Source organism: Silanimonas sp. (assembly GCF_044377035.1).
In the GTDB taxonomy this organism is placed as follows: Bacteria; Pseudomonadota; Gammaproteobacteria; order Xanthomonadales; family Xanthomonadaceae; genus Silanimonas.
Window position 1 is genome coordinate 78,840 of sequence record NZ_JBILJW010000013.1, and the last position, 26,922, is coordinate 105,761.

Sequence of the window (26,922 nt, forward strand, 5' to 3'; positions counted from 1 at the left end):
CCGCGGTTATCACCCTATGCCGGGTTTCGCTTTCCGGCACGACCAAGGCGGGAACCAGACTGCGCTCTCGCTCTGGCCCAAGCCGCGCCCATGTCGCTTCCGCTGTCCCCGCCTCCCGCCACCTCCCCGTTGCCGCTCGACGTCGAAAGGCGCGCCCTGCTGCAGCGCCTGACCGAAGGCCTCGACCCGGCCACGCTGTGGTGGGTGTCCGGCTACCTGGCCGGGCTCGCCGCCCCGCAGGCGCGCGGCATCGATCCGGTGCTGAGCGGCGCCACCGCCCTGCCCGGCCTGCCTGCGGCCGGCACGACGGCAGACGCGGCCGTCGACACGCTCACGATCGTCTACGGCAGCCAGACCGGCAATGCAAAGCGCGCGGCCGAGTCCCTGCTGTCGGAAGCCGGCGCACAAGGCTTGAAGGCCCGCCTGCTGCGCGCCGACGCCTACCCGCTGGCCGAGCTCAAGCGCGAAACGCAGTTGGTCGTCGTCATCAGCACGCAGGGCGACGGCGATCCCCCGGACGATGCCCGCGGCTTCGTCGAACACCTGCTGGGGCGGCGCGCGCCGAAGCTCGATGGCCTGCGCTTCGCCGTGCTGGGCCTCGGCGACTCGAGCTATGCGAAGTTCTGCGAGATCGGCCGCGTGCTCGACGCGCGCCTGGCCGAACTCGGCGGCACACGCCTCACTGCGCTGGGCGAGGCAGACGTCGACATCGACACCGTTGCCACACCGTGGCGCGCCGACGTGGTGCGGGCGTTGGAAGCCCTGCGACCGGCGTCGAATGGCGAGGCGCCCGTCGCACCGGGCCTGCGCGCCGCGCTGGTCGAGACGAGCGGTTCGCTCACACCTTCGAGCGCCGCTGCGACCCGCGACGCCCCGGTGGCCGCAGAACTGCTGGCCAACACCCGCCTCACCGGCCGCGGCAGCGACCGCGACACACGCCATCTCGAGTTCGCCATCGACCCGACGACGCTCGACTACACGCCGGGCGACGCCGCGGGCGTGTGGCCGGTGCAGGCGCCCGCGCTGGTCGAGGCGATCCTCGAAGCCGCCGGCCTCGATGGCGACACCGCGGTGACGCAAGGCGCCGACACCTTGCCGCTGCGCCGCTGGCTGGGCGAGCGCCGCGAACTCACCCGCCTGCACCGCCCGCTGCTGAAGGCGCACGCGGAGCGCAGCGACAGCGCGAAGCTCGCCGCCGCGCTGTCCGACGCCAGCGCCGCCACCGCCCTGCTGCAAACCACGCCGCTGCTCGACCTGCTGGCCGAGCACCCGGCGGCGTGGACGGCCGACGATCTGATCCGCTCGCTTCGCCCGCTGGCCCCGCGGCTCTACTCCATCGCCTCCAGCCGCGAGGCCGTCGGCGACGAGCTGCATCTCACCGTGGGCCACGAAGTCTTCGAAGGCCGCGACGGCCTGCGCTACGGCGCGGCCTCGCATTACCTCGCGACGCTCAAGGAAGGCGACACCGCGCGGCTCTTCATCGAACGCAACGAACGCTTCCGCCTGCCTACCGATGCCTCGCGCGACGTGATCATGATCGGGCCGGGCACCGGCGTGGCGCCCTTCCGTGGTTTCGTGCAGCACCGCGCGGCCACGGGCGCGAGCGGCGGGAACTGGCTGGTGTTCGGCAACCCGCACTTCCGCACCGATTTCCTCTACCAGGTGGAATGGCAGAAGGCGCTGAAGGCCGGGCAGCTGCACCGCCTCGACCTCGCCTTCTCGCGCGATGGCGCCACAAAGACCTACGTGCAGCACCGGCTCGCCGAGCAAGGTGCCGAGCTCTGGCGCTGGCTGCAGGACGGCGCGCACCTCTACGTCTGCGGCGACGCCACGCGCATGGCCAAGGACGTGCACGCCACCCTGCTCGCCATCGCGCAGCAGCATGGCGGCCTCGATCGTGATGCCGCCACCGACTACTTCACCGGGCTGGAACGCACCGCCCGCTACGCCCGGGACGTTTACTGATGGCCACGCATTCCGTCGAAGACATCAAGCGCCAGAGCGCCGGCCTGCGCGGCACGCTCGAGGCCAGCCTCGCTGATCCGATCACCGGCGCCCTGCGCGACGACGATCAGATCCTCATCAAGTACCACGGCAGCTACCAGCAGGACGACCGCGACCTGCGCGAGGAGCGCCGCGTCGCCAAGCTCGAGCCGGCCTACAGCTTCATGATCCGCACCCGCACGCCGGGCGGCGTGCTCACGCCTACGCAGTGGCTGAAGCTCGACGGCGTGGCGAACGACTTCGCCGAGCGCGGCCTGCGCATCACCACGCGCCAGGCCGTGCAGTTCCACGGCGTCATCAAGCGCGAGCTGAAGGCCACGATGAAGGCCATCAATGCCGCGCTGATCGACACCCTCGCCGCCTGCGGCGACGTCAACCGCAACGTGGCCGTCGCGGCGAACCCGCAGGTCTCGGCGGCGCACGCCACCGTGTACGCGCAGGCCGCGGCCCTCTCCGAGCACCTGCTGCCGAACACCCGCGCCTACTACGAGATCTGGCTGGACGAGGAGCGCGTGGCCGGCGGCGACCCGGCCGCCGAGCCGATCTATGGCAGCACCTACCTTCCGCGCAAGTTCAAGATCGGCTTCGCCATCCCGCCGACCAACGACGTCGATGTGTTCGCGCAGGATCTTGGCTTCGTCGCCCACCTCGATGGCGACGTGCTGACCGGCTACACCGTGCTCGTCGGCGGCGGCATGGGGAGCACGCACGGCGATGCCGAGACCTACCCGCGCCTCGCCGACCCGCTGGGCTTCATCACGCCCGAGCAGCTGATCCCGGTGGCCACCGCCGTCGTCACCGCGCAGCGCGACCTCGGCAACCGCACCGTGCGCAAGCACGCGCGGCTCAAGTACACGATCGACCGCGTCGGGCTCGACGCCTTCCGCGCCGAGGTGGAGCAGCGCAGCGGCGTCACGCTCGCACCCCCGAAGCCGCTGGCCTTCACCCACAACGGCGACCGCTTCGGCTGGGTCGAGGGCGAAGACGGCCGTGCGCACCTGACGCTGCGCATCACCGCCGGCCGCGTGCAGGACGGCGACGCGGGGCTGTGGCAAACCGGCCTGCGCGCGGTCGCGCAGGCCCTGCTGGAGGCCGGGGAGGGCGAGTTCCGCCTGACGCCGAACCAGAACCTCGTCATCGCTGGGCTGTCGCCGGCCCGGCGCGCGAGCGTCGACGCGCTGGTGACGACCTATGGGCTCGACCAGTTCCGCCGCGCCAAGCCGCTCGCCTTGAACGCGCTCGCCTGCGTGGCGCTGCCCACCTGCGCGCTGGCCATGGCCGAGGCCGAGCGCTACCTGCCCGCCTTCGTCGAACGCGTGCAGGCGCTGCTGGATCGCCACGGGGTGAATGAGGCCGACATCCACCTGCGCATCAGCGGCTGCCCCAACGGCTGCTCGCGGCCCTTCCTCGGCGAAATCGCACTCGTCGGCAAAGCACCCGGCCGCTACAACCTGATGCTCGGCGCCGACCATCGCGGCGCACGCCTGAACGCGCTGTACCGCGAGAACGTCGACGAAGCGCAGATCCTTGCCGCGCTCGAACCGCTCATCGCGGCCTATGCCGCAGACCGCCGCGCGGACGAACGCTTCGGCGATTTCCTCGTGCGCAGCGGTGTCGTCGCGCCGAAACCCGGCCCGATCCCGCTGGTGTTGGAATGAGTGCGGACGGCACACCCTCGCGCGCTGCGGTGGACGCCACATGGCGTGCCCCCACCTCGCTTGCCGAGGCCTGGGCTGATGACGCCGCCCTCGACACGCTGAACGCGTGGCTGGAATGCCTCGACGCCGATGCGCGGCTCGCGTGGGCACTGGCGAACGCACCGGGCCGCGCCGTGCTCTCGACCAGCTTCGGCGCGCAGTCCGCCGCCGTGCTGCATCTCGTCACGCGGCAGGCGCCGGAGTTGCCGGTGGTGTTGGTCGACACCGGCTATCTGTTCCCGGAGACCTACCGTTTCGCCGATGAGCTCACCCGCCGCCTCGCGCTGAACCTGCACGTGGCGCGGGCCGACGACTCCCCGGCCTGGTTCGAAGCGCGTCACGGCAAACTGTGGGAGCACGGCCTCGACGGCATCGAGCGCTACAACCGCCTTCGCAAAGTGGAGCCGATGCAGCGCGCGCTCGACGGCCTCGGCGCGACGTTGTGGATCGCCGGATTGCGCCGCAGCCAAGCCGGCACGCGCGAACACCGCCGCGTGCTGGAACGCGCCGGCACCCGCTGGAAGCTGCATCCCGTCATCGACTGGACCGACCGCGACATCGGCGCCTATCTGAAGGCCCACGCGCTCCCGTGGCATCCGCTGTGGGAGCAGGGCTACGTGTCGATCGGCGACGTGCACACCACGCGCCCGCTGTCGGCGGACGTCGATGACGCGGCCACGCGCTTCTTCGGCCTCAAGCGCGAGTGCGGGCTGCACGAGCTCAGCGCAGGTTGACCCAGCGAAACGTCAGGTTGATCCGTTCCCCCTTCACGCCCGCCATCTTCGGCAGCGCGTGCTGCGCCACGCGCTGGCAGTCACCACGCATCACCAGCAGGTCGCCGTCACGCAATCGGAACTCGGCCTTGGTGGCGTGGTCGTTCTTCATCCGCATCAGGAATCGGCGCTCCACGCCGAGGCTGAGTGAGGCGATCACCGGCTCGGGCCCGAGTTCCGGTTCGTCGTCGCTGTGCCAACCCATCGAATCGCTGCCGTCGCGGTACCGGTTCAACAGCACGCTGTTGAAGCGCGCGCCACACACCGCCTCGAGGCGCGGCAGCAGGGCCTCGATCGCCGGATGCCAGGGTTCCGGCTCGAACAGGGCACCGGAATAGCGGTAGCGCGTCCCCGGATCGCCCATCCAGCAGCTCAGGCGGGGCGAATCCACCCAGCGCCCGAACATCCGGATGCGGTGGACCGTCCAGGGCACCTCGTCCGCCAGCCGGCCCGCCAAGGCCGCGGCCCGATCCGACGGCAACCACCCCGGCCGAGCCTCGACCCGGCCCTCCCAGGGCCCCTCCGGGGGGCGGGGATCGTCGGAAAACAGGTCGAGGCCGGCGTGCATGCCGCGATTCTGGCGGGTGGGATCGCCGCAGGGGCGTGACGGCACCGCCTTCGCGCCGCCGCCATGACAGCCCCCCCCTCCCCCGGCGACAATGCCGGGCTTGGCGGCGCCCCCGCCCCCCCGTCTTCCGGAGTCAGGATCCATGTCCGAACGCGATGTGATGGAGTACGACGTCGTCGTCGTCGGTGCCGGCCCCGCCGGCCTGTCGTTTGCCATCCGCCTGAAGCAGAAGTCGCCGGAAACGACCGTCTGCGTGATCGAAAAGGCTTCGACCATCGGTGCGCAGGTGCTCTCCGGCGCGGTGATCGAACCCGGCCCGCTGGACGAGCTGCTGCCCGGCTGGCGCGATAACCCCCCGCCGATCTGCGTGCCGGCCACCGAGGACGAGTTCTGGTTCCTCACCAAGACCGGCGGCGTCAAGTTCCCGGTAGTGCCGCCGAAGATGGCGAACCACGGCAACTTCATCGTCTCGCTGGGCGCCACGTGCGCGTGGCTGGCCCCGCAGGCCGAGGCGCTGGGCGTCGAGATCTACCCCGGCTTCGCGGCCTCGGAGGCGCTGGTCGAGGAGGGCCGCGTGGTCGGCGTGCGCATCGGCGACATGGGCGTGGCGAAGGACGGCTCGCACAAGCACAGCTACACGCAGGGTATCGACATCCGCGCCAAGCTGACCGTGCTCGCCGAGGGCGCGCGCGGCCACCTCGCCAAGCGCCTGATCAAGCAGTACGCGCTCGACGCCGAGTGCGACCCGCAGAGCTACTCGATCGGCATCAAGGAACTCTGGCAGGTGCCCGCGGGGCGCGTCACGCCCGGCAAGATCGTGCACAGCCTTGGCTGGCCGGCGGATTCGCGCACTTACGGCGGCAGCTTCCTCTACCACCTGACCGAAAACCGCATCGCGCTGGGCTACGTCTCGGGCCTCGACTACCGCGACCCGAACTACCAGCCGCACGAGGCCTTCCAGCAGTGGAAGCACCACCCGTCGGTCAAGTCGCTGCTCGAGGGCGGCACCATCCTGTCGGCCGGCGCGCGCGCCATCGTCACCGGCGGCTACCAGAGCCTGCCGAAGACCGAAATGCCGGGCGCGATCCTGATTGGCTGCGACGCCGGCCTCGTCAACGTGCCGAAGATCAAGGGCGTCCATCAGGCGATCCGCAGCGGCATGCTCGCCGCCGACCACGTCGCTACGAAGGGCGCGATCTCTGATGGCTTCGACGCCGCGCTGCGAGCCTCGCCGGCGTACGCGGAACTGAAGAAGGTCCGCAACTTCAAGCCCGGCTTCAAGAAGGGCCTCCTGTTTGGCCTCGTGAACTCGGGCTGGGAGACGGTCACCGGCGGCGCCTCGCCGTGGACGCTGAAGGTCGCGCCGGACTGGAGTTCGTTGACGAAGCTCTCGCAGCAGGAAACACCGAAGCGCGACTACGTCGAGCGCAGCCTCGCCCCGCGCGATCGCCTGGCCGGTGTCTACTTCGCCGCGACCGAGCATGACGAGGACCAGCCGGTGCACCTGCGCGTGGCCGACACCAATGTCTGCATCACGAAGTGCGCGGAGGAATACGGCAACCCCTGCACGCGCTTCTGCCCGGCCGGCGTCTACGAGATCGTCAAGGACGACGCGGGCTCGCGCCTGCAGATCAACGCGGCGAACTGCGTGCACTGCAAGACCTGCGACATCAAGGACCCTTACCAGATCATCGACTGGGTGACGCCGGAAGGCGCCGCTGGCCCGAACTACCAGAATCTTTAACCCCCTCGGGGCCACGGACACGGGCCCCCGATCAACGTAAGGAGAGATTGGATGAAAACCTGGCTGGTCACCGGCGGCGCCGGATTCATCGGCGGCAACTTCGTGCTCGAGGCGCGGCAGCACGGGCTCGCGCGCATCATCAACCTCGACGTGCTGACCTACGCCGGCAACCGCGACACGCTGGCCGCGCTCGACGGCGACCCGGACCATGTGTTCGTGCACGGTGACATCGGGGATCGCGAGCTTGTTTCGCGCCTGCTGGCCGAGCATTCCGTGGACGCGGTGGTCAACTTCGCCGCCGAGAGCCACGTCGACCGTTCCATCGACGGCCCGGCCGCCTTCATCCAGACCAATGTCGTTGGCACGCTCGCCCTGCTCGAGGCCACGCGCGACTACTGGAAGGCGCTGGCGCCCGAGCGCGCCGCCGCTTTCCGCTTCCTGCATGTGTCGACCGACGAGGTCTACGGCTCGTTGGGCGACACGGGCTACTTCACCGAAGAGACCCCCTTCGCGCCGAACTCGCCCTACTCGGCCTCAAAGGCCGCATCCGACCATCTCGTGCGCGCCTTCCACCACACCTACGGGCTGCCGGTGCTGACGACGAACTGCTCGAACAACTACGGGCCGTTCCAGTTCCCCGAGAAGCTCATCCCGCTGATGATCCAGAAGCTCATCAACGACCAGCCGCTGCCGGTCTACGGCGACGGCAGCAACATCCGCGACTGGCTCTACGTGGGCGATCACTGCGCCGCGATCCGCGACGTACTGGCGGGCGGCCGCGTCGGCGAGACCTACAACGTCGGCGGTGATGCCGAGCGCCGCAACCTCGAGGTCGTTCATGCACTCTGCGACGCCCTCGACGCCCGACGCCCGCGCGCGGACGGCCAGTCGCGCCGCGTGCAGATCACCTTTGTGAAAGATCGTCCGGGCCACGACAAGCGCTACGCGATTGATGCCTCGAAGCTGAAGCGCGAACTGGGCTGGGCACCGACCGTCAGTTTCGAGCAGGGCCTCGCCCGCACCATCGACTGGTACCTCGACAACGAGGCATGGGTGGGCAAGATCCTCGACGGCAGCTACCGCCTCGAACGCATCGGCACGCAGGCCTGAGGAGAACGCCATGACCCAACGCAAAGGCATCATCCTCGCCGGCGGCTCCGGCACGCGGCTTTATCCGATCACCAAGGGCGTCAGCAAGCAGCTGCTGCCTGTGTACGACAAGCCGATGATCTACTACCCGCTCTCGGTGCTGATGCTGGCGGGCATCCGCGAGGTGCTGATCATCAACACCCCGCACGAGCAGGCCATGTTCAAGGCCCTGCTGGGTGACGGGTCGCAGTGGGGCATGCGCTTCGAGTACGTCGCGCAACCGAGCCCGGATGGGCTGGCGCAGGCATTCATCCTAGGCCGCGAGTTCCTCGACGGCGCCCCGTCCTGCCTCGTACTCGGTGACAACATCTTCCACGGCAGCGGCTTCACCGAGCTGCTGAAGCGTGCCGATGCCCGCGATACCGGTGCCACGGTGTTCGGCTACTGGGTGAAGGACGCCAAGGCCTATGGCGTCGCCGAGTTTGACGCACAAGGCCGTGTGGTCGGCCTTGAAGAAAAGCCGGCGCAACCAAAGTCGAACTACGCCGTCACCGGCCTGTACTTCTACGACGGCCGCGCCCCGGAGTTCGCCGCCGCGCTGAAGCCCTCGCCGCGCGGCGAGCTCGAGATCACCGACCTCAACCGCTGCTACCTCGAGGACGGCTCGCTGCACCTCGAGAAGATGGGCCGCGGCTACGCCTGGCTCGACACGGGCACGCACGAGTCGCTGCTTCAAGCCGGAAACTTCATCGAGACGATCGAGCAGCGCCAAGGCCTGCGCGTCGCCTGCCCCGAGGAAATCGCCTACTTCCAAGGGTGGATCGACAGCGCCCAACTGGAGACGCTGGCCAAGCCTCTGGCCAAGAATGGCTATGGCCAGTACCTGCTTTCCCTGCTCACGCACGGCCCGGTGGCCTGAGACTCCGAATGAAGTTCATCGAAACCGCCCTCGCCGGCTGCATCATCATCGAACCGACCGTCTTCGGTGATGCGAGAGGCGTGTTCTTCGAGAACTGGAACGCGGCCAAATTTGCCAACGCCGGAATCCATGCGCACTTCGTCCAAGCCAACGTCTCGACCTCGACGCGCGGCGTGCTGCGCGGCCTGCATTACCAGTGGCCGAACCCGCAGGGTAAGCTGGTTCAGGTGCTCGAAGGGGAGGTGTGGGACGTCGCGGTCGACATCCGCCGCGGCTCGCCCACCTTCGGCCGCAGCGCGGCCGTCGTACTGAGCGCCGAGAATCGAAGGCAGATTTGGATTCCCGAGGGCTTCGCCCACGGCTTCGTCGTGCTGAGCGAGCGCGCCACCTTCTCCTACCTCTGCACGGCGCTGTACGACCGCGAAGCCGACGCCGGCGTGCGTTGGAACGACAGCCAGCTGGCCATCGACTGGCCGGTGGCCGAGCCCTCGCTGTCGGACAAGGACGCCAAGGCGCCCTTCCTCGCCGACATCCCCGAGGCACGCCTGCCGGTGTTCGCGGCATGAGCCCGTCGAGCCCGTTGACGAAGGGCCCCGTACTGCTCGTCGGTGCCGACGGCCAGCTCGGCACCGAGTTGCGGAAGGCCTTAGCCGCGCGCGGCATCGCGCCGGTGATGAGTTCGCTGCAGGGGACGCTGCCCGACGGAGGTAAGGTGCATGCCTGCGACCTGTCGACGCCCGGCGCGATTGCGGCGCTGGTACGCGAGGTCGCGCCGGCCGTGGTCCTCAACGCCGCTGCCTACACGGCGGTCGATCGCGCCGAATCCGAGGCCGACCTCGCGCGCCGTATCAATGCGACAGCGGTGGGCGAGCTCGGCGAGGCGGCGAAGGCCATCGGCGCCACCGTCGTGCACTACTCCACTGATTACGTCTTTGCCGGCGACGGCATGCGGCCGTACCGCGAGGACGACGCGCCGGGCCCGATGTCGGTCTACGGCCGGACCAAACTGGAAGGCGAGCAGGCGCTGGCGGCCAGCGGCGCCGACGCCGTGACCTTCCGCCTCGCTTGGGTGTACGCCGCGCACAGCGCGAACTTCCTCCGCACCATGCTGCGCGTGGGCGCGGAGCGCGACCATCTGCGGGTCGTCGTCGACCAGATCGGCGCACCGACGCCGGCGCACTGGATCGCGGAAGGCTCCTTGAAGGCCCTCGAAGCCGGCGCGCGCGGGCTCTACCACCTCGCGCCGCAGGGCCAGACCAGCTGGCACACCTACGCCGAAGCGATCTTCGCCGGCGCCGTTTCGCGCGGCCTGTTGGCGAAGGCACCGTCGGTCGAAGCCATCCCGTCGAGCGCCTATCCGACGCCCGCCGCACGCCCCGCGTGGTCGGTGCTAGACAGCGGCAAGCTGCAGCGCGATGCCGTTGTGCAACTGCCGGACTGGCGACAGGGCCTCGACGAGGTGCTCGACCAGCTCGCCGCCGCCGCGACGCGCTGATCGCTCTGCTCGAGGACCCCTCATGCGCATCGCCCTCGCCACCGCCATCGCCGCCTTCGCGCTCGACGACGACCTGCCGCCGCTGCTCGACGCGCTTCGCGCGCGCGGCCACGTGGCAGAAGCCGTGGCTTGGGACGACCCGACCGTATCGTGGTCGCGCTTCGACCTCGTGCTGCTGCGTTCGACGTGGAACTACACCGAGTGCCCCGCCGAGTTCCTGCACTGGTGCGAACGCGTCGCCGCAGCCACCCGCTTGCTGAATCCGCCAGCGATCGTGCGCTGGAACACCGACAAGCGTTACCTCTCGGACCTCGCCTCGAAGGGCGTGCCGGTGATCCCCGCGCACTTCCTTGCCCCGGGCGACGATCCGGCCTCGTTCCCAGCGCATGCCGAGTTCGTGGTGAAGCCCTGTATCGGCGCCGGCTCGCGCGACACCCAGCGCTACACCGCGCCGAACCGCCAAGCTGCCATCACCCACGCCAAGCGACTGCTCGACGCCGGCCGCCACGTGCTGGTGCAGCCCTACCTCGAGGCCGTGGATACCGCTGGCGAAACCGCCCTGCTGTTCTTCGCGGGGCGCTTCTCGCACGCCATCCGCAAGGGCCCGCTGCTGCAACGCGATGGCGCGGCGACCGCGGCGCTGTTCGCGCCCGAAGCCATCACGCCGCGCGCGCCCTCATCGGCGGAAATCGAGGTGGCGCACCGTGCGCTGGCGGCGATTCCCGGGGGCGCACCGCTCTATGCGCGCGTCGACCTGCTGCCTTCGGCCGACGGCCCGCAGTTGCTGGAACTCGAACTCACCGAGCCCTCGCTGTTCTTCGACCATGCGCCCGGCTCGGCCGAGCGCTTCGTGGCGGCGATCGAATCGACGCTCGCCGGCTGAGCCGGCGCGCCCTCAGCCGCCGATCGCGTCGATCACCCGCTGCGCCAGCGCTTCCGGGGTCGCTTGCGTGGTGTCGAGGCGCAGGTCCGGCGCCTCGGGACGCTCGTAGGGCGCGTTGATGCCGGTGAAGTTCGGGATCTTCCCGGCCCGCGCCTTGGCGTAGAGGCCCTTCACGTCACGCGATTCGCAGACCGCCAGCGGCGTGTCGACAAAGACCTCGAGGAACTCGCCCGGCGCGTACAGGCTGCGTGCCGTCTCGCGCTCGCGGGCGTAGGGCGCGATGAAACTCACCAGCACCACGAGCCCCGCATCGACCATCAGCTTCGCGACTTCCGCCACGCGCCGAAGATTCTCGACGCGGTCCGCCTCGGTGAATCCGAGGTCGCGATTGAGCCCATGGCGCACGTTGTCGCCGTCGAGCACGTAGGTGTGCCGGCCCTGCGCCACCAAGCCACGCTCGACGAGATTGGCGATCGTCGACTTGCCCGAACCCGACAGGCCGGTGAACCACACGCAGCGCGGCGTCTGGCCCTTCTGCGCGGCACGCACGGCCTTGTCGACGCTGAAGGCCTGCCAATGGACGTTCTCGCCACGGCGCAGGCCATGGCGCACCACGCCGGCGCCGGCGGTAGCGTTCGTCAGCCGGTCGACGAGGATGAAGCCGCCGAGCGCACGGGACTCGGCGTAGGTCGCCAGCGGGATCGGCGAGGCGAGGCTCAGCTTCACCAGCCCGACGTCGTTCATCGCCAGCTGCTTCGCGGCCTCGTGCGCCTGCGTGTTGACCTCGATACGGTGGCTGATCTCGGTGACCGTCGCGGCCACCTCGCGCGTGCCGATGCGCAGCCAGTACCCGCGCCCCGGCACGAGCGGCGCCTCGTCCATCCACACCACGTGCGCCACGAACTGGTCGCTCACCGGCAACGGCGAGGCGGCCGCGCTGATGACATCGCCGCGCGACACGTCGCGCTCGCGGTCGAGCGTGACGACGACCGCTTGGCCGGCCTCGGCCGCTTCGACCTCGCGGCCACCGGCCAGCACGCGCTCGACACGCGCCTCGACGTTGGAAGGCTGCACGCGAACGGTGTCGCCCGGTGCGAGTCGGCCCTGCGCGATGGTGCCTGCGTAACCGCGGAAGTCGGAATCCGGGCGCAGCACCAGTTGCACCGGCAAGCGCACCGCCCCGTCGACGTCCAGTGCCGGAATTGGCGCCGCCTCGAGGTGTTCGAGCAGGGTCGGGCCGACGTACCAGGCCGCGTCACCGCGGCGAGTCAGGTTGTCGCCAGCCAGTGCGGACACCGGCACCGCCTGCACGCATTCGATGCCGACCGCCTCGGCCAGCGCGGCGTACTCGGCGCGGATCGCCTCGAACACGCCCTCGTTCCAGCCGACGAGGTCCATCTTGTTCACCGCGAGGAGGACCTGCTTCACGCCCAGCAGCGCGCAGATCCAGCTGTGACGGCGCGTCTGCGGCAGTACGCCCTTGCGCGCATCGACGAGCACGATGGCGAGGTCGGCCGTCGAGGCGCCCGTGGCCATGTTGCGCGTGTACTGCTCATGGCCCGGGCAGTCGGCGACGATGAAGTGCCGCTTCGGCGAACTGAAGTAACGGTAGGCCACGTCGATGGTGATGCCCTGCTCGCGCTCGGCGGCGAGGCCGTCGACCAGCAGGGCGAAATCGAGCGCCTCGCCCTGCGTGCCGTGCTTCGCCGAATCGCGGGCCAGCGCCGCCATCTGGTCGTCGCTGGCCTGGCGGGTGTCGTGCAGCAGGCGGCCGATGAGCGTGCTCTTGCCGTCGTCGACGCTGCCGCAGGTGATGAAGCGCAGGCGACCCATGGGCATCGAGGCATTGGGTTCTTGGGGCACGGCAGGGTCCATTCAGCGATAGATCCAACGACGGGAAACAACGAAGCCAGCCGCGGCCAGAAGGGCGTCGATCATCGGCTTCGCCACCCAGGCGAGTCCCAACGATCCGTGCTCCTCCACAGCGCTGAGGGCGACCGTGCCGAGCGCCGTCAGGGCGCACCAGATCGCGGCGAAACGCGGCAGCGATCGCCCCACGCGCCAGGGGCGGTCCGGCGACTGGAAGGTGTAGCGGCCGTTCAGCGCAAACCCCATCAGCGCGGCCGACGCACGGGACACCACGTTCGCCACGGCGACCGGCGCACCGAAGGCCGTCAAGGCGACGAACAGACCGGCGTCGAGGACCAACTGGGCCAGTCCGACGATCACATATAGCGGAACCTGGCGACGCAGCACGGCCGGACTATCGACGGCGCTGGCGCGGCAGCATCGGCCACACGGCGCGGGAGGGCACACCAGCCATGTCATAGCCGATGAACGACAGGAGTAGCTGAAACCCCATCACTGCCGGCAGCGCGGCGAGCATCACCGTACCCAGCGGCGCCGTGATGCCGGCTTTCGCATGCCACCACCACTGCCATCCGCCGAAGCCGATGGCGAACAGCAACAGCAACAACCCGGCAAGCAGTTGCAAGGAGGCGATAGACAAGTCGCGCAGGAAATAGTTGTAGCCAAGTCGCTTCACGAAGTTCCGCAGATGCTTCCAGGCGAACTCGCCGAGGATGGCCAAAGGACGCAGACCGCTGGACTGATCACCGTAACGGGCGTCCATCGGCACATCGACAACGACCGCTCGGATCGTGCCGAGGCGGAACAGCAGGTCGGACTCGAAAAAATAGCGTGCGCTCACGCGCTCCATCGGCACCCACTCCAGCACGCGCGCATGGATCGCCGTGTAGCCGTTGGTCGGATCAAACACGTTCCAGTAACCCGTGCTGGCCTTGGCCAGAAAGCTCAGGCCCAAGTTCCCCAAGCGACGGACCAGGGGCATGTGATCGATATTGCCGAGATCCCAGAAGCGGTTGCCCTTTGCATAATCCGCATGGCCCGCCACGACGGGCGCCACCAGCTGCGGCAGCAGCGCCGGGTCCATCTGGCCATCCCCGTCGATCTTGACGATCACGTCGGCCCCGTCGTCGATGGCACGGCGGTAGCCCGCCATCGTCGCCCCACCCACGCCGAGATTCGCCGGATTGAACAGCACCTCGACGCGCGGATCGACCACGCTCTCGCGAACGAGGCGACCACTGCCTTCCGGGCACGCGTCATCGACACAGTAGATCCGCTCGACCTCGGGCCCGATGCGGGCGAGCACGTCGAGCACCTGCCCGGCAACGCGGTAGCAGGGAATGACGATGGCGATCCGCGCGTTCAGAAGTAGCCCTCCTGCTTCTTCTTCTCCATCGAATCGCCCGGCGCGTGGTCGATCACCCGGCCCTGCCGCTCGGAGGTCGTCGCGCTTTCCAGTTCAGCGATGATCTTCCCGACCGTGTCGGCCTCCGATTCGACCCCGCCCGTGAACGGCCAGCAGCCCAAGGTGCGGAAGCGCACTTTGCGCAGCACTTCGCGTTCACTCTCGCGCAGCGGCATGCGTGCGTCGTCGCGCATCAGAAGCACGCCGTCGCGCTCCAGGATGGGCCGCTCCCGAGCAAAATACAGGGTCGGCAGCTCGATGCCCTCGCGCTCGATGTAGCGCCACACGTCCATCTCGGTCCAATTCGAGAGCGGGAAGGCGCGGACGCTCTCGCCGGGATGGACGCGCCCGTTGTACTGGTTCCACAGCTCAGGCCGCTGGGCCTTGGGCTCCCAGCGCAGCGCCGCGTTGCGGAAGCTGAAGATGCGCTCCTTGGCACGCGACTTCTCCTCGTCACGCCTTGCGCCACCAATCGCGCAGTCGTAGCCGCCCAAGGCCAGGGCCTGCTTGAGCCCCTGCGTGCGCATCACATCGGTGTGCACTGAAACGCCGTGCACGAAGGGATCGATACCGGCGGCCACGCCCTCGGCATTCACGTGCACGCGCAATTCGACGCCATAACGCGCTGGCACGGCATCGCGGAAACGGTAGGTCTCGGCGAACTCGAAGGTGCTGTCGATGTGCAGCAGCGGGATCGGCGGCGGCGCGGGCGCGAAGGCCTTGACCAGCAGGTGCAGCAAGGTGGTGCTGTCCTTGCCGATGGAATACAGCAGCACCGGGTTGCGGAACTGCGCCGCGACCTCGCGGAGCACGTGGATGGCCTCGGCCTCCAGCCGGTCGAGGTGGCTCAACGGCATGGGCAGGCCTTACGCATGCCGGCCGTAGACGTCGTCGAGGCGCACGATGTCGTCCTCGCCGAGGTAGTCGCCGCTCTGCACCTCGATCAACGCCAGCGGCTCGGTGCCGGGGTTGCGCAAGCGATGCACACTCCCTTTCGGAATGTACGTGCTCTGGTTCTTCTCCAAGCGGAAGACGCGCTCGTCGCAGGTGACCTCGGCCACGCCGTCGACGACGATCCAATGCTCGGCGCGGTGGGCGTGCTTCTGCAGGCTGAGGCTCGCGCCGGGCTTTACGACAATGCGCTTGACCTGGAAATGCTCGCCCTTGTCGACGCTGTCGTAGTGGCCCCACGGCCGGTACACCTGCCGGTGGTTCACGTGCTCGCCGCGGCCGGCAGCCTTCAGCGAATCGACGATCGCCTTGACGTCCTGCACGCGGTCGCGGTGCGCGACCAGCGTGGCGTCCGGCGTATCGACGATGACGAGGTCGCGCACGCCGACGGTGGCGATCAGGTGGTCGCCCACGGCATGCAGCAGGCAATCGCGAGTGTCGCGGGCCACGACGTCGCCGGTGACGACGTTGCCCTGCGCGTCCTGCGGACCGATCGCCCAGAGCGCGCTCCAGGAACCGATGTCGTTCCAGTCGCAATCCACCGGCACCACGGCGGCGCGGCGGGTCTTCTCCATCACCGCGTAGTCGATCGAATCCGACGGCGAGGCGGCGAAGGCCTCGCGGTCGACGCGGATGAAGTCGAGGTCGGCCTTCGCCTGCGCCATGGCGGCGCGGGCTGCGGCCAGCATGGCCGGCGCGTGCTCCGCGAGCTCCTCGAGGTAACGGTCGGCGCGGAACAGGAAGATGCCGGCGTTCCAGACGTAGCGGCCGTCGGCAAGGTAGGCGTGGGCGGTGGCGGCGTCGGGCTTCTCGACGAACCGCTCGACAGCGAACACGCCCTCGTCCAGCGGCCCGCCGCAGCGGATGTAGCCGTAGCCGGTGTGGGCTTCGGTCGGCGCGATGCCGAAGGTGACCAGCGCGCCAGCCGCGGCCTGCGCGCGGGCCTTCTGCACGGCGGCCACCCAGCGCTCCGGAGCGCCGATGCGGTGGTCGGCCGGCAGCACCAGCAGCAGCGCGGCCGGGTCGCGCTCGGCCACCTGCAAGGCGGCCAACGCGATGGCCGGGGCGGTGTTGCGGGCCAAGGGTTCGAGAACGAGGGCCCGCGGCGTGACGCCGATGGCCTGCAGCTGCTCGCCGGCGAGGAAGCGGTGGTCGTCGCTGGCCACCACCAGCGGGGCGGTGGCGCCGGGCACGCCGGCAGCCCGCTTCACGGTCTGCTGGAACAGGGTGTCGGCGCCGGCCAGGGCCAGGAACTGCTTGGGCAGGTTCTGCCGGGACAGCGGCCACAGCCGGGTGCCGCTGCCGCCGCTGAGGATGACCGGGACGATCATGCGCGCATCACGAGGTTCGAAGGCCCGCAAGGATACCGCGCCGGGCCCGGCTCCCGGCCGTTGAAGTCCTGAACACGGGGGTTTCCGGCTAAAATCGGCGGGCTTCCCTTCCACCGGCCGATGCGTCGCCCCGGCCCGAACCGAGTGCCCCCATGAAGATCCTCGTCGCCTACAAGCGGGTGGTGGACTACAACGTCCGCATCCAGGTCAAGCCGGACGGTTCCGGCGTCGTCACCGAGGGCGTCAAGCTCTCGCCGAACCCCTTCGACGACATCGCGCTCGAAGAAGCCCTGCGCCTGCGCGAGAAGGGCATCGCCACGGAAGTGATCGTCGCGACGATCGCGCCGGCCGACGCCCAGGCCCACCTGCGCAACGGCCTCGCCATGGGCGCCAACCGCGCCATCCACATCGTCACCGACAGCGCCGTGCAACCGCTCACCGCCGCCCGCGCCCTGCTCAAGCTGGTCGAGAAGGAGCAGCCCGGCATCGTCATCCTCGGCAAGCAGGCCATCGACGACGACAGCAGCCAGACCGGCCAGATGCTCGCCACGCTGTGGGGCCGCCCGCAGGCCACCTTCGCCTCGAAGGTCGAGGTCGCCGGTGATGTCGCCACGGTGATCCGCGAAGTTGACGCCGGCCTCGAGACCCTCGAAGTCGACCTGCCGGCCGTCATCACCACCGACCTGCGCTTGAACGAACCGCGCTTCATCAAGCTGCCGGACATCATGAAGGCAAAGAGCAAGCCGCTCGAAACCCTGCAGCTCGCCGACCTCGGCGTCGAAGCCGCGGATTTCCTGCAGACCACCCACTTCGCCCCGCCGCCGAAGCGCACGAAGGGCGTGATGGTGAAGGACGTCGCCGAACTGGTGGCGCTGCTGAAGCAGAAGGGCCTGGCGTAAGGAGCCGATGACCATGAGCAAGATCCTGATCGTCGCCGAGCACCTCGACGGCAAGTTGAACCCCGCCACCGCGCGCTGCGTCACCGCCGCCGCGAAGATCGGCGGCGATATCCACGTGGCCGTGCTGGCCGCCGACCCAGCCGCCATCGCCGCCGAAGCCGCGCAGATCGCCGGCGTCGCCAAGGTGATCACCGTGGCCCGCGCCGAGAATGCGCATGCGCTGGCCGCCGTTCTGGCCCCGCAGATCGCCAAGCTCGCGGCCGGCTACTCGCACGTGCTGCTGCCCTCCACCACCTTCGGCAAGGACGTCGCGCCCTGCGTTGCCGCCCTGCTCGGCGTGGCGCAGGTGTCCGACCTGATGGCCGTCGACGGCCCGCACGCGTTCAAGCGCCCGATCTACGCCGGCAATGCGATCATCTCGGTCACCGCGCCGGCCGATCGCACCGTCGTCGCCACCGTGCGCCCGGCCTCGTGGCCGGCCACCGGCAACGGCGGCAGCGCGGCCATCGAAGCCGCGACGGTCGACGCCGCCCTGCCGACGCACACGCGCTTCAAGGGCCTGGCGGCCGGCAAGAGCGACCGCCCGGACCTGCAGAGCGCCAGCAAGGTCGTCTCCGGCGGCCGCGCCTTGGGCTCGGCGGAAGCGTTCTCGATCATCTACTCGCTCGCCGACAAGATGGGCGCCGGCGTCGGCGCCTCGCGCGCTGCGGTCGATGCTGGCTACGTGCCGAACGACATGCAGGTCGGCCAGACCGGCAAGATCATCGCGCCGGAGCTCTACGTCGCCATCGGCATCTCGGGCGCCATCCAGCACCTGACGGGCATCAAGGACGCCGGCACCATCGTCGCCATCAACAAGGACGGCGATGCGCCGATCTTCGAGATCGCCGATATCGGCCTCGTCGGTGACCTGTTCCAGATCGTGCCGGAGCTCGAAAGGGCGCTGGGCTGAGACTTGCCCCCGGATCGCCGCTACCGCGGCAATCTCCCCCCACAGGAGTGATGGAATGAAGGTCTTGGTGACAGGGGGTGCGGGCTACATCGGCTCGCACACCGTCGTCGAGCTGGTCGCGGCCGGCTTCGACGTGCACGTCGTCGACAACTTCTGCAACAGCGAGCGCTGGATCCTCCAGCGCCTCGCCGCGCTGTGTGGGCGCGGGATCCCGCACACCGAGCTCGACCTGCTCGACGAGCCGGCCCTGCATGCCTGCTTCGCCGCGGTGAAGCCCGACGCGGTGATCCACTTCGCCGCGCTGAAGGCTGTCGGCGAGAGCATGCAGCAGCCGCTGCGCTACCACCGCAACAACGTCGGCGGCACGCTGGCCCTGCTGCAGGCCATGCAGGACCACGGCTGCCACCACCTCGTGTTCAGCAGTTCGGCCACGGTCTACGGCAACCCCGAGCGCTGCCCGATCCGCGAGGACGCGCCGCTGGGCGCCACGAACCCCTACGGCCAGACCAAGCTGGTCATGGAGCACGTGATCCGCGACCTGCTGGCCGCACCCGTCAGCCCCCTCAAGGCGGCGATCCTCCGCTACTTCAACCCGGCCGGTGCGCACGAGAGCGGACTGATCGGCGAACTGCCCCGCGGCGTGCCGAACAACCTCGTGCCCTTCGTCGCCCAGACGGCCGCCGGCCTGCGCGCCGAGATCAGCGTCTTCGGCGACGACTACCCGACGCGCGACGGCACCGGCGTGCGCGACTACATCCATGTCCTCGACCTCGCACAGGCCCACGTCGCCGCGCTGCGCGCCCTGCGCGACAGCGAGGCCAACGAGATCACGGTGAACCTCGGTACCGGCAACGGCTTCTCGGTGCTGGAAGTGATCGAGGCGTTCGGCCGCGCCGTCGGCCGGCCCATCCCGCACAAGCGCGTGGCGCGTCGCCCCGGCGACGCCGCGGAATGCTGGGCCGATCCGTCGCTGGCTGAAAAGGTGTTGGGCTGGAAGGCCACCCGAGGCGTCGATGCGATGTGCGCCGACGCGTGGCGATGGCAGCAGGGCCTGGCGGGCTGATCAGCCCGCCAGCGGGACTCCAGTCTTCGCCACCACGTCGTCGCGGTTCACGCCCGGCGCCAGCTCGGCCACCTTGAGCCCCTGCGGCGTCACGTCGAACACGCCGAGTTCGGTGATGATGCGGTTGACCACGCCCACGCCGGTGAGCGGCAGGGTGCAAGCGGGCACGATCTTGTGCTCACCGCCCTTGGCCGCGTGCTCCATCAGCACGACCACGCGCTTGACGCCAGCGACGAGGTCCATCGCGCCGCCCATGCCCTTCACCATCTTGCCGGGCACCATCCAGTTGGCGAGGTCGCCCTTGTCGGTGACCTGCATGGCGCCGAGGATGGCCAGATCGATGTGGCCGCCGCGGATCATCGCGAAGCTGTCGTGGCTGCCGAAGAAGCTGGCGCCGGCACGCGCCGTCACCGTCTGCTTGCCGGCGTTGATCAGGTCGGCGTCGACTTCGCTTTCCGTCGGGAACGGACCGATGCCGAGCAGGCCATTCTCGCTCTGCAGCCACACGTCCATGCCCTCGGGAATGTGGTTGGCCACCAGCGTCGGCAGACCGATGCCGAGGTTCACGTAGGCGCCGTCAGTGAGTTCGCGCGCTGCGCGCTGCGCCATCTCGTCGCGGGTCCAGGGCATGTCACTTCACTCCTTCGCGGGTCGTGCGCTGCTCGATGCGCTTCTCGGGCGTGGCGTTCACCACGATGCGGTCGACGTAGATGCCCGGCAGGTGCACGTGGTCGGGATCGATCGCCCCGACCTCAACCAGCTCCTCCACTTCCGCCACGCAGACCTTGCCGGCCATTGCGCAGGCCGGGTTGAAGTTGCGCGACGTCTTGCGGAAAACGAGGTTGCCAGCCGTGTCGGCCTTCCAGGCCTTCACCAGCGAGACGTCGGCGTGCAGCGCCGTCTCCATCACGTACCAGTGTTCGCCGAACAGCCGCGTCTCCTTGCCCTCGGCGACGATCGTGCCGTAGCCGGTGCGCACGTAGAACGCGGGGATGCCAGCGCCGCCAGCGCGCAGGCGCTCGGCCAGCGTGCCCTGCGGGTTGAACTCGAGCTCGAGCTCGCCGGCGAGATACTGGCGCTCGAACTCCTTGTTCTCGCCCACGTAGCTCGAAATCATCTTGCGGATCTGCCGCGTGGCCAGCAGCTGCCCGAGCCCGAAGCCGTCGACGCCGGCGTTGTTCGAGATGGCGGTGAGATTCTTCGCGCCCGAATCGCGTAGCGCGGCGATGAGGCCTTCGGGGATGCCGCACAGGCCGAAGCCGCCGACCGCGAGGGTCTGGCCGTCGGCGACGAGGCCGGAAAGCGCAGCGGAAGCACTGGCGTACAACTTTTTGAAGTCGGTCATTCAGATGCACCACCTAGGATGTGAAACCAATGTCGGCAAGCCCAAGTCGACTTCATTGAGCGTATACGAGATCGACCAGCCGCCAAATATCCCGAAAGTACGACCTTCACCCGGGAATCGATGCCGAAAAGGAATCCCACGTACGTCTCTCAAGAGCTCGATTCTGTGCTCGCAACAACTCAGCAGCGAGCGAGGGGTCAGAAAGGACACACCGGATGAGCTTCGCAAACCCCTCCGCGCCGTCGCTAGCGTCGACCAAAACATCCGACCCAAGAAAATCAGAAACCCCACCAACGGATGAAGCAACGATTGGAAGCTGAGACTGCGCCGCATCGAGGAGGATTGTTGGCATCCCATCCCAAGAGGATGTGTAAACAAAAACGCCGTGCGCGCCAGTCATGATCTCGGCGAAAGAGCCGAACTGGCTGTGCAAAGTCACGTTGGGCAACCGGCTGAGCGCCACCACCGAGACCCCATGCCCCGGAACAACCGGAGAGCCATGAACATCCCAATGAAGCTCGGGCGTCAGTTGCGCAATCTCCGCGACCAAGTCAAGTCGCTTCTGCCTATCGAATCGTCCAGCCCAAAGAACGCGCTGGCCTAGCGATCGGCGAATCACCGGCACGCCGGGGGAAGGAGCAGGGAATGCAACGACAGAAAAAAGTGAAGCGGGGACCCCATGCCTTCTTTGCCAAACCACGGGGGCGCGCCGATTGTCGACCAAGACGCCATCGAGCCAAGGGCTGCAATCGAGAAGATGCGACTCAGCGTAGCCAGTAGGAACACCAGACTCGTCGAACTCGTCGCAGAAAAGTGATGCGTAGATCTTCGAACCAGCTCGAATGGATCGGCCGTGCTTCCTTATCGCCGACCAACCATGTTTCGAGCCAACAACGTGCACGACACTCGGCGCAAGCTGCACGAGCAGTCGCGAAAGGACCTCTACGCCGTCATCGCGATCGAAATGCAGCGATGCCAAAAAGCTCCCGATCTCAAGGAACTGAGCGCCCTCAGGAAGTCGATCACTCCAGGGCGAATTGCTGGGCTCAGTCGCGAGCACCAAGACACGCTGAGAGCGATCCACAGCAAGCGCCCGAGCCAAAGCGATTGCCCATCGGTCAGCACCGCCGGGCTTCAACCAGGGCACGACAATGACCGCATCGACCGGACCTCGAACAGCCCGCAGGATTTCGAAGTACACCTCGCCGGCATAGGCTCGATCGACCGGCGGGTGATAGGTTGAGAAGCCGCGGCGAAACAACACGGAAGGACTCAATCCCGCATCGAACTCTCGAGACATCGACGTGAGCTCGGCAGCCACCCACGCAGGCAATTCCTCACGAGGAGGAGAAATCGGCGGACGCCGAACCAGCAGCTCATCTGGAATCCAAGTCGGAACGGCGCGCGGAAAGATGAGGCGCAGGGCGGCAAGCAAAGGGCGCTTGAGCGCCAATTGTGCGCGAGGAGGAAGTACGCCGAGAACGCGACGGTCTATCCCGTCAACAAGGCGGCGAACGGCCAGCTTCCAGTTCATGGCAATTCGAAGAATCGGGATGGAGCGGGCATGGCAAACTGCCGCTTGTGATCATTGTTCATCGAACCTTCGGACTTCACGCGAACGCAATGCAGAGTCCCGGGAGCGATCCGATGCGCGCAGCCCGCAGCGAGCGTATCGCAATGCCAAAGCCAGTCTTCATGGCCGAACCCCCTCGAGGCCACATCGGAGCGGCGGTACGGGAACTGGGCGCGGATCTCGCGATGCGCGAAGCTGCAGGAGTTCCAGGGGTTTGCGACAAGGAGCATTCCCCTTCTGAAGGAGATGTCGTCGTCACCGTACTGGCGATGCACCACTGTTGACCCACCAAAGCTAATCACCCACTCCGGATGGATGATCGGCCGGCCCAAGCCAGAACGCCCTGCAATGACGGATGCAGTGATCCACGATTCAGAAACGTAGTCGTCGCCGTCAAGAACACCGATCCATTCCGCAGACGCTATGGCCGCAGCGCGGTTCCTGGCCTCGCCCACATCCCCCTCATCCACATAAATGACTTGATCACCGTCATCCACGCACGGCAGATTCGATGCGACTCGCTCCGTGGCAGGGGTCGCGCGGTCCAAAACAACGATGGCCTGTGTCGACAGACCATGAGCAATCGCCGCAGCGCGAGCACGCAGAAACGAGAGCCAAGACTTTTGTAGAAGCCCCCCCTCCGCATGAGCCGTCAGGACTACGCAAGCATCAAACATCTTGTTCTTCGATCAGAGTGGGGATTTCGTGGCCGCATGGGCCAGTGTTGCGCGAATGCCTGTGTCGAAACTTGTCGTCGCAGTCCAACTCAAGCCAGTTGACGCCTTACTGCAGTCGAGAACGATGCGCGGCACGTCTGATGGAGACGCGGGCTCGAAATTCATCTCAGCAGCCACACCCATCGCGCCAGCGACAGCCTCGATGACCTCCCGAACGCTGAGACCCACCCCGCTTCCAATGTTCATGACTCCGCAGGCCGGAGAGGTCACCGCCGAGGAAACAGCCACCGCCAAGTCCCGGATATACACGTAATCCCTGACCGCAGACCCATCGCCACGCACATCAATCGGCACACCCTGACGAAGCCGATGGATGGTCGTACCGACCAAACCTTGAACGCCCGAAGCGGCCTGTCTCGGCCCGTAGGGATTCGAAGCTCTCAAGGCCAAGAATGAAAACCCATGGACCTTCGAAAACACGCGGAGGTAGTGCTCACAGGCCAGCTTCACAACGCCATATCCCGAAATCGGGCGACAGGGATGATCCTCGTGGACCGGCGTAGAGCCGGTCACACCATACACCGTGCCACCGGACGACAAGTAAACAATGCGGCGAACACCATGCCGAACCATTCCGAGCGCGACACGCAATGTCCCTACCAGATTCTGTTCGACATCGCCGACGGGATCCCTCATGGATGTCGCCGGGACCGACGTCGATGCTGCATGCACGACGCAGTCGACTCCAGCGAGCGCACCATCCAACGTTGCTTCGTCGAGGAAAGACCCCCGCACGTAAGTCACCCCCGACCAATCGAGGTCAGGCCTCTGCTCCCCGATATCCAAGACGACCACGTGATGGCCCGCTGCGCGCAGCGCTTCCACGACATGCGACCCGATGAAACCGTTCCCGCCCGTCAGCAGAACCCTCATGCGCGCCCCCTTCCGGCGTGGCTTGCACGACGGAAGTACCCTTCAATCGACGCCAGGTGTTCGACAAAATGAGCCCAGCGGCGTGTATCGGCGAGGCGACCCCACTGCTTCTGCCGAAGGGATTGCCGAAGATCAAAGGAAGATCGCATCAACTCGAGCCGCGACCTGAAGGCGTCCACGTCATCGAACCGCTCGACCAGATCCTCACGATCGCAAAAGTCGGGAATGCCACCAACCATCGGCGCGCAGATCGGCAGGCCTGCGGCGGCTACGTCGAAAAGGATGGTGGGCACGCCTTCCCAGGCGGAGGTATGCAAGTAGGCGAAGTGGTCGGTCGAAACCACGTCTTCCAAGCGCGCAAACGCGCCGTGCATCGTGACGTTGGGCAACGCCTGCAGTCTCGCGATGGCAGGGTCCGCCGGGCCCATGACGCGCCCCCCCCAAACATCGAATTGACAGTCCGGCATGGCTTCGGCGATCGCCGCCAGTACATCGGGGCGCTTTTGCCGGTCGAGTCTTCCAGCCCACAGCACACGGGATGGCGAGGCCCCGGCGTCCACCGTGCTCAAGGGCGGAATGGGCCGGTCATAAGGGAAGGGCAGTACGGTGAACCGAGAAACATCGATACCTAGGTCCCGGGCCCAGACTTTCGGCGCTTCGCTGTTGTCAGTGAATACCTGCGCCATCCATCTCAACGTCGTACGCAGGTAGTCCCGCGCATAGCCGACGGGGACCATGCGACTCGTGTAGTCATCGCAGAAGAGCGATGCATAAAGCGCCGAGGCTTGCGAAAGTGCGAGACCGTGCCGCGCGATGCACTCCCAACCCACCCTCGAATTGATCACGTGTATCGTCTGGGGAGCCAATTGCACCAGAAGCCGGATCGCTACGACGACCTGCTTGTTGAAGTCGAGACCGCGAGTCGCCTTGCCGAACTCGACAAAACACACTCCCGAGGGCAGTTTTTCCGCCCAAGGAGACTCGGCGTCCTCGGTTGCGATGATGAGGACACTGGCACCTGGATTCGCCTCGACAATGGCGCGGACATGGTAGATGGCCCCACGATCCGCCCCTCCAGCCTTGAGCCAAGGCACCATGATGATGTGACTGGGCGAAGCGGCGCCGATGGCATTGATCAGAGTGCGATACGCACGACCAGGCTCGGAATCGACGGGAACGGAATAGAACTGGAATCGATCAACGGAGTCATCCGCGGGGAGGAGCTCGGGCTCGATGTACGCGAGTTCCTTGAGCTCCTCCGCCACCCATTCAGGCATCGCCGGAGGAGTCCATACGCTAGCTGGCGCAATCGCGCCCTGCGATGCTGTTGCAGAGAACTCCAATCGACTTGCTGCAACTCGAAAAAGTCGTGCAAGGCGGCTTGCCGCACGGCGAGCGAGCTCAGCGGGCATGCTCGTTCTCCTGTGAGGCCCAGAGGCTTCCAGCCTTGAACAGGCTAGTCGGCGGGATGACAGAGCGCATCCCATGACTTGCTTCATTCAGAGATCCGTGGAACTTACGGCGATAAACGTACACCGCCCCCCATGCGAGGCGATGAACGAAGCCCTTGGCAATGGTCTCGCAGTTCCAATACCAATCTTCGTACCCGAAACCGGTCGTCCGTGGATAGCAAGCGCGATACGGGGTCTCTTCGAAAGTCTCTCGGTGACAGAATGCCGCACTGATCCATGGATTAATGGTTAGCAAGGAATCCTGATCGAAGTACTCTCCAGCCTGGTCGACCTGCCAATTGAATGCGTTGTACATCCCAAAACTGACAACCATCTCTGGGTGAAGGATCGTTCGCCGATCATTTTTCGCCGCCTCGATCAAGTGGCAGCTGAAGTACCGGCGCGAGACAAGGTCATCGCCGTCGAGCGTACAAATGTACTCGCCGGAACTCGCCGAGATTCCCGAATTCCTTGCGAGCGCCAGATCTCCATGGGTTGCCTCCACAAAAATCTCCGACCCATCGAGCATTGGATGGGACATGGCGACAGCCTTCGTCTGCGAGTCCGCGTTGTCCAAGACAAACACAAGCTGCACACGGAAGCCCTCGTCCCGAGCGAACCTGCGGGACTGGAGATAAGCATTCAATGCGGTATGCGCCAATACCCCCTCGTTGTGCAGGGTGACGATGGCACTTAAATGGGGAGTCATGTTCCGTCTCCGACTTACTTGACGTCCGTTGTGGGTAGCAATCGAAGCCATCGCGCAAACCGAACGGTACGCGAGGCCTCAAGATCATGCAGCTTCGAGAGGGCCAGCGCTGATCGACCCGTTTCAGCCGCGAGTTCCACCTCGCGACACCGTCGCTGTTCTGTTTCGGCATCCAGCACCGCCTGCAGCAACGTCCGCTGGCCTTCCAGCCACGACACCGCCGCTTCGCGTTCCGCCAGATGCTCGCGCAGCGCCTGCTCGGCCACCGCCCGCTCCGACAGCGCCGCCTGCAGCGACGTCCGCTGGCCTTCCAGCCACGACACCGCCGCTTCGCGTTCCGCCAGATGCTCGCGCAGCGCCTGCTCGGCCCCTTCCCGCTCGCCCAGCGCGGTTTGAAGGGCCAATCGCTGGCCTTCCAACCACGCGACAGCCGCTTCGCGCTCCGACAGATGCTCGCGCAGCGCATGCTCGGCCCCTTCCCGCTCCGATAGCGCCGCCTGCAGCGACGTCCGCTGGCCCTCGAGCCACACCACCGCCGCTTCGCGCTCCGACAGATGCTCGCGCAGCGCCTGCTCGGCCCCTTCCCGCTCCG

Annotated in this window: 26 protein-coding genes; 12 read left to right on the plus strand and 14 right to left on the minus strand. The window is 67.4% G+C overall.

Annotated elements, in window-relative coordinates; genetic code table 11:
* Positions 1–90 precede the first annotated feature (90 nt).
* From ACIQ6S_RS09040 to ACIQ6S_RS09050, 3 genes are read left to right on the plus strand one after another with little or no spacing between them, the layout of a single operon-like run.
* Positions 91–1,965, plus strand: a complete 1,875-nt coding sequence (locus ACIQ6S_RS09040) for an assimilatory sulfite reductase (NADPH) flavoprotein subunit (RefSeq protein WP_397608068.1) — start codon at positions 91–93, stop codon at positions 1,963–1,965.
* Complete coding sequence (gene cysI / locus ACIQ6S_RS09045; protein ID WP_397608069.1) at positions 1,965–3,662, plus strand: assimilatory sulfite reductase (NADPH) hemoprotein subunit; 1,698 nt, start codon at positions 1,965–1,967, stop codon at positions 3,660–3,662. The genes ACIQ6S_RS09040 and cysI overlap by 1 nt, the downstream gene beginning before the upstream one ends.
* Positions 3,659–4,435, plus strand: coding sequence for a phosphoadenylyl-sulfate reductase (locus ACIQ6S_RS09050; RefSeq protein ID WP_397608070.1), 777 nt, complete (start codon positions 3,659–3,661; stop codon positions 4,433–4,435). Before cysI ends, ACIQ6S_RS09050 begins: the two co-directional genes overlap by 4 nt.
* Here the strand turns inward: ACIQ6S_RS09050 and ACIQ6S_RS09055 are convergent.
* Positions 4,422–5,042: an alpha-ketoglutarate-dependent dioxygenase AlkB family protein gene (locus ACIQ6S_RS09055; protein ID WP_397608071.1), complete on the minus strand. Its 621-nt coding sequence runs from the start codon at positions 5,040–5,042 to the stop codon at positions 4,422–4,424. The two genes, ACIQ6S_RS09050 and ACIQ6S_RS09055, sit on opposite strands and share 14 nt — an antisense overlap.
* Positions 5,043–5,184: 142 nt before the next feature.
* On the opposite strand from ACIQ6S_RS09055, the gene ACIQ6S_RS09060 reads away from it, so the two are divergent.
* Genes ACIQ6S_RS09060 through ACIQ6S_RS09085 form a run of 6 tightly spaced genes read left to right on the plus strand, consistent with a single transcriptional unit; the run spans position 5,185 to position 11,172 of the window.
* Positions 5,185–6,786, plus strand: a complete 1,602-nt coding sequence (locus tag ACIQ6S_RS09060; RefSeq protein ID WP_397608072.1) for a 4Fe-4S dicluster domain-containing protein — start codon at positions 5,185–5,187, stop codon at positions 6,784–6,786.
* Positions 6,787–6,837: 51 nt separating this feature from the next.
* Positions 6,838–7,896 carry a dTDP-glucose 4,6-dehydratase gene (gene rfbB, locus ACIQ6S_RS09065; RefSeq protein ID WP_397608073.1) on the plus strand — a complete coding sequence of 353 codons (1,059 nt, stop codon included), beginning with the start codon at positions 6,838–6,840 and terminating at the stop codon, positions 7,894–7,896.
* A gap of 10 nt (positions 7,897–7,906) precedes the next feature.
* Positions 7,907–8,794 (plus strand): glucose-1-phosphate thymidylyltransferase RfbA, encoded by an 888-nt coding sequence (gene rfbA / locus ACIQ6S_RS09070; RefSeq protein WP_397608074.1) that lies wholly within the window; start codon positions 7,907–7,909, stop codon positions 8,792–8,794.
* Positions 8,795–8,802: 8 nt separating this feature from the next.
* On the plus strand, positions 8,803–9,360 hold the full coding sequence (gene rfbC, locus ACIQ6S_RS09075) for a dTDP-4-dehydrorhamnose 3,5-epimerase (protein ID WP_397608075.1): 558 nt from the start codon (positions 8,803–8,805) through the stop codon (positions 9,358–9,360).
* Positions 9,357–10,289 carry a dTDP-4-dehydrorhamnose reductase gene (rfbD, locus tag ACIQ6S_RS09080; protein ID WP_397608076.1) on the plus strand — a complete coding sequence of 311 codons (933 nt, stop codon included), beginning with the start codon at positions 9,357–9,359 and terminating at the stop codon, positions 10,287–10,289. Before rfbC ends, rfbD begins: the two co-directional genes overlap by 4 nt.
* A gap of 22 nt (positions 10,290–10,311) precedes the next feature.
* Positions 10,312–11,172 carry a RimK family alpha-L-glutamate ligase gene (locus ACIQ6S_RS09085; protein WP_397608077.1) on the plus strand — a complete coding sequence of 287 codons (861 nt, stop codon included), beginning with the start codon at positions 10,312–10,314 and terminating at the stop codon, positions 11,170–11,172.
* A 12-nt stretch (positions 11,173–11,184) separates the two neighbouring features.
* Here the strand turns inward: ACIQ6S_RS09085 and cysC are convergent, their stop codons facing one another.
* The 5 genes from cysC to ACIQ6S_RS09110 are packed head-to-tail and all read right to left on the minus strand — an operon-like array spanning position 11,185 to position 16,728.
* Positions 11,185–13,011: an adenylyl-sulfate kinase gene (cysC, locus tag ACIQ6S_RS09090; protein ID WP_397608094.1), complete on the minus strand. Its 1,827-nt coding sequence runs from the start codon at positions 13,009–13,011 to the stop codon at positions 11,185–11,187.
* Positions 13,012–13,047: 36 nt separating this feature from the next.
* Entirely contained in the window at positions 13,048–13,428 is a 381-nt protein-coding gene (locus ACIQ6S_RS09095; RefSeq protein WP_397608078.1) for a GtrA family protein, read from the minus strand.
* Between the two features lie 7 nt (positions 13,429–13,435).
* Complete coding sequence (locus ACIQ6S_RS09100) at positions 13,436–14,407, minus strand: glycosyltransferase family 2 protein (protein ID WP_397608095.1); 972 nt, start codon at positions 14,405–14,407, stop codon at positions 13,436–13,438.
* A complete protein-coding gene (gene cysD, locus ACIQ6S_RS09105) occupies positions 14,404–15,303 on the minus strand; it encodes a sulfate adenylyltransferase subunit CysD (RefSeq protein ID WP_397608079.1) in 900 nt (299 codons plus the stop codon). Before cysD ends, ACIQ6S_RS09100 begins: the two co-directional genes overlap by 4 nt.
* A 9-nt stretch (positions 15,304–15,312) precedes the next feature.
* A complete protein-coding gene (locus ACIQ6S_RS09110; protein WP_397608080.1) occupies positions 15,313–16,728 on the minus strand; it encodes a mannose-1-phosphate guanylyltransferase/mannose-6-phosphate isomerase in 1,416 nt (471 codons plus the stop codon).
* Positions 16,729–16,880: 152 nt separating this feature from the next.
* Here ACIQ6S_RS09110 and ACIQ6S_RS09115 point away from each other — a divergent pair, with 152 nt between their 5' ends.
* From ACIQ6S_RS09115 to galE, 3 genes are read left to right on the plus strand one after another with little or no spacing between them, the layout of a single operon-like run.
* Entirely contained in the window at positions 16,881–17,627 is a 747-nt protein-coding gene (locus ACIQ6S_RS09115; RefSeq protein WP_397608081.1) for an electron transfer flavoprotein subunit beta/FixA family protein, read from the plus strand.
* 13 nt (positions 17,628–17,640) lie between these two features.
* Positions 17,641–18,579, plus strand: a complete 939-nt coding sequence (locus ACIQ6S_RS09120; RefSeq protein WP_397608082.1) for an electron transfer flavoprotein subunit alpha/FixB family protein — start codon at positions 17,641–17,643, stop codon at positions 18,577–18,579.
* 55 nt (positions 18,580–18,634) lie between these two features.
* The gene (gene galE, locus ACIQ6S_RS09125; RefSeq protein WP_397608083.1) at positions 18,635–19,642 is read left to right on the plus strand and encodes a UDP-glucose 4-epimerase GalE; all 1,008 of its coding nucleotides are present in this window, start codon (positions 18,635–18,637) and stop codon (positions 19,640–19,642) included.
* Here the strand turns inward: galE and ACIQ6S_RS09130 are convergent, their stop codons facing one another.
* The 8 genes from ACIQ6S_RS09130 to ACIQ6S_RS09165 form a co-directional block, all read right to left on the minus strand.
* Positions 19,643–20,272, minus strand: a complete 630-nt coding sequence (locus tag ACIQ6S_RS09130; protein WP_397608084.1) for a CoA transferase subunit B — start codon at positions 20,270–20,272, stop codon at positions 19,643–19,645. It abuts the gene before it with no gap.
* Position 20,273: 1 nt separating this feature from the next.
* Entirely contained in the window at positions 20,274–20,987 is a 714-nt protein-coding gene (locus ACIQ6S_RS09135) for a CoA transferase subunit A (RefSeq protein WP_397608085.1), read from the minus strand.
* Positions 20,988–21,093: 106 nt separating this feature from the next.
* Entirely contained in the window at positions 21,094–22,521 is a 1,428-nt protein-coding gene (locus tag ACIQ6S_RS09140) for a glycosyltransferase family 4 protein (protein WP_397608086.1), read from the minus strand.
* The gene (locus ACIQ6S_RS09145; RefSeq protein WP_397608087.1) at positions 22,518–23,237 is read right to left on the minus strand and encodes a glycosyltransferase family A protein; all 720 of its coding nucleotides are present in this window, start codon (positions 23,235–23,237) and stop codon (positions 22,518–22,520) included. Before ACIQ6S_RS09145 ends, ACIQ6S_RS09140 begins: the two co-directional genes overlap by 4 nt.
* Positions 23,238–23,249: 12 nt before the next feature.
* Positions 23,250–24,170 (minus strand): NAD-dependent epimerase/dehydratase family protein, encoded by a 921-nt coding sequence (locus ACIQ6S_RS09150; RefSeq protein ID WP_397608088.1) that lies wholly within the window; start codon positions 24,168–24,170, stop codon positions 23,250–23,252.
* Positions 24,167–25,582, minus strand: a complete 1,416-nt coding sequence (locus tag ACIQ6S_RS09155) for a glycosyltransferase (protein ID WP_397608089.1) — start codon at positions 25,580–25,582, stop codon at positions 24,167–24,169. The genes ACIQ6S_RS09150 and ACIQ6S_RS09155 overlap by 4 nt, the downstream gene beginning before the upstream one ends.
* Positions 25,572–26,330 (minus strand): glycosyltransferase, encoded by a 759-nt coding sequence (locus ACIQ6S_RS09160; RefSeq protein WP_397608090.1) that lies wholly within the window; start codon positions 26,328–26,330, stop codon positions 25,572–25,574. The genes ACIQ6S_RS09155 and ACIQ6S_RS09160 overlap by 11 nt, the downstream gene beginning before the upstream one ends.
* A 14-nt stretch (positions 26,331–26,344) precedes the next feature.
* Positions 26,345–26,922 (minus strand): hypothetical protein (locus tag ACIQ6S_RS09165; RefSeq protein ID WP_397608091.1); only part of this gene is annotated, 578 nt, incomplete at its 5' end.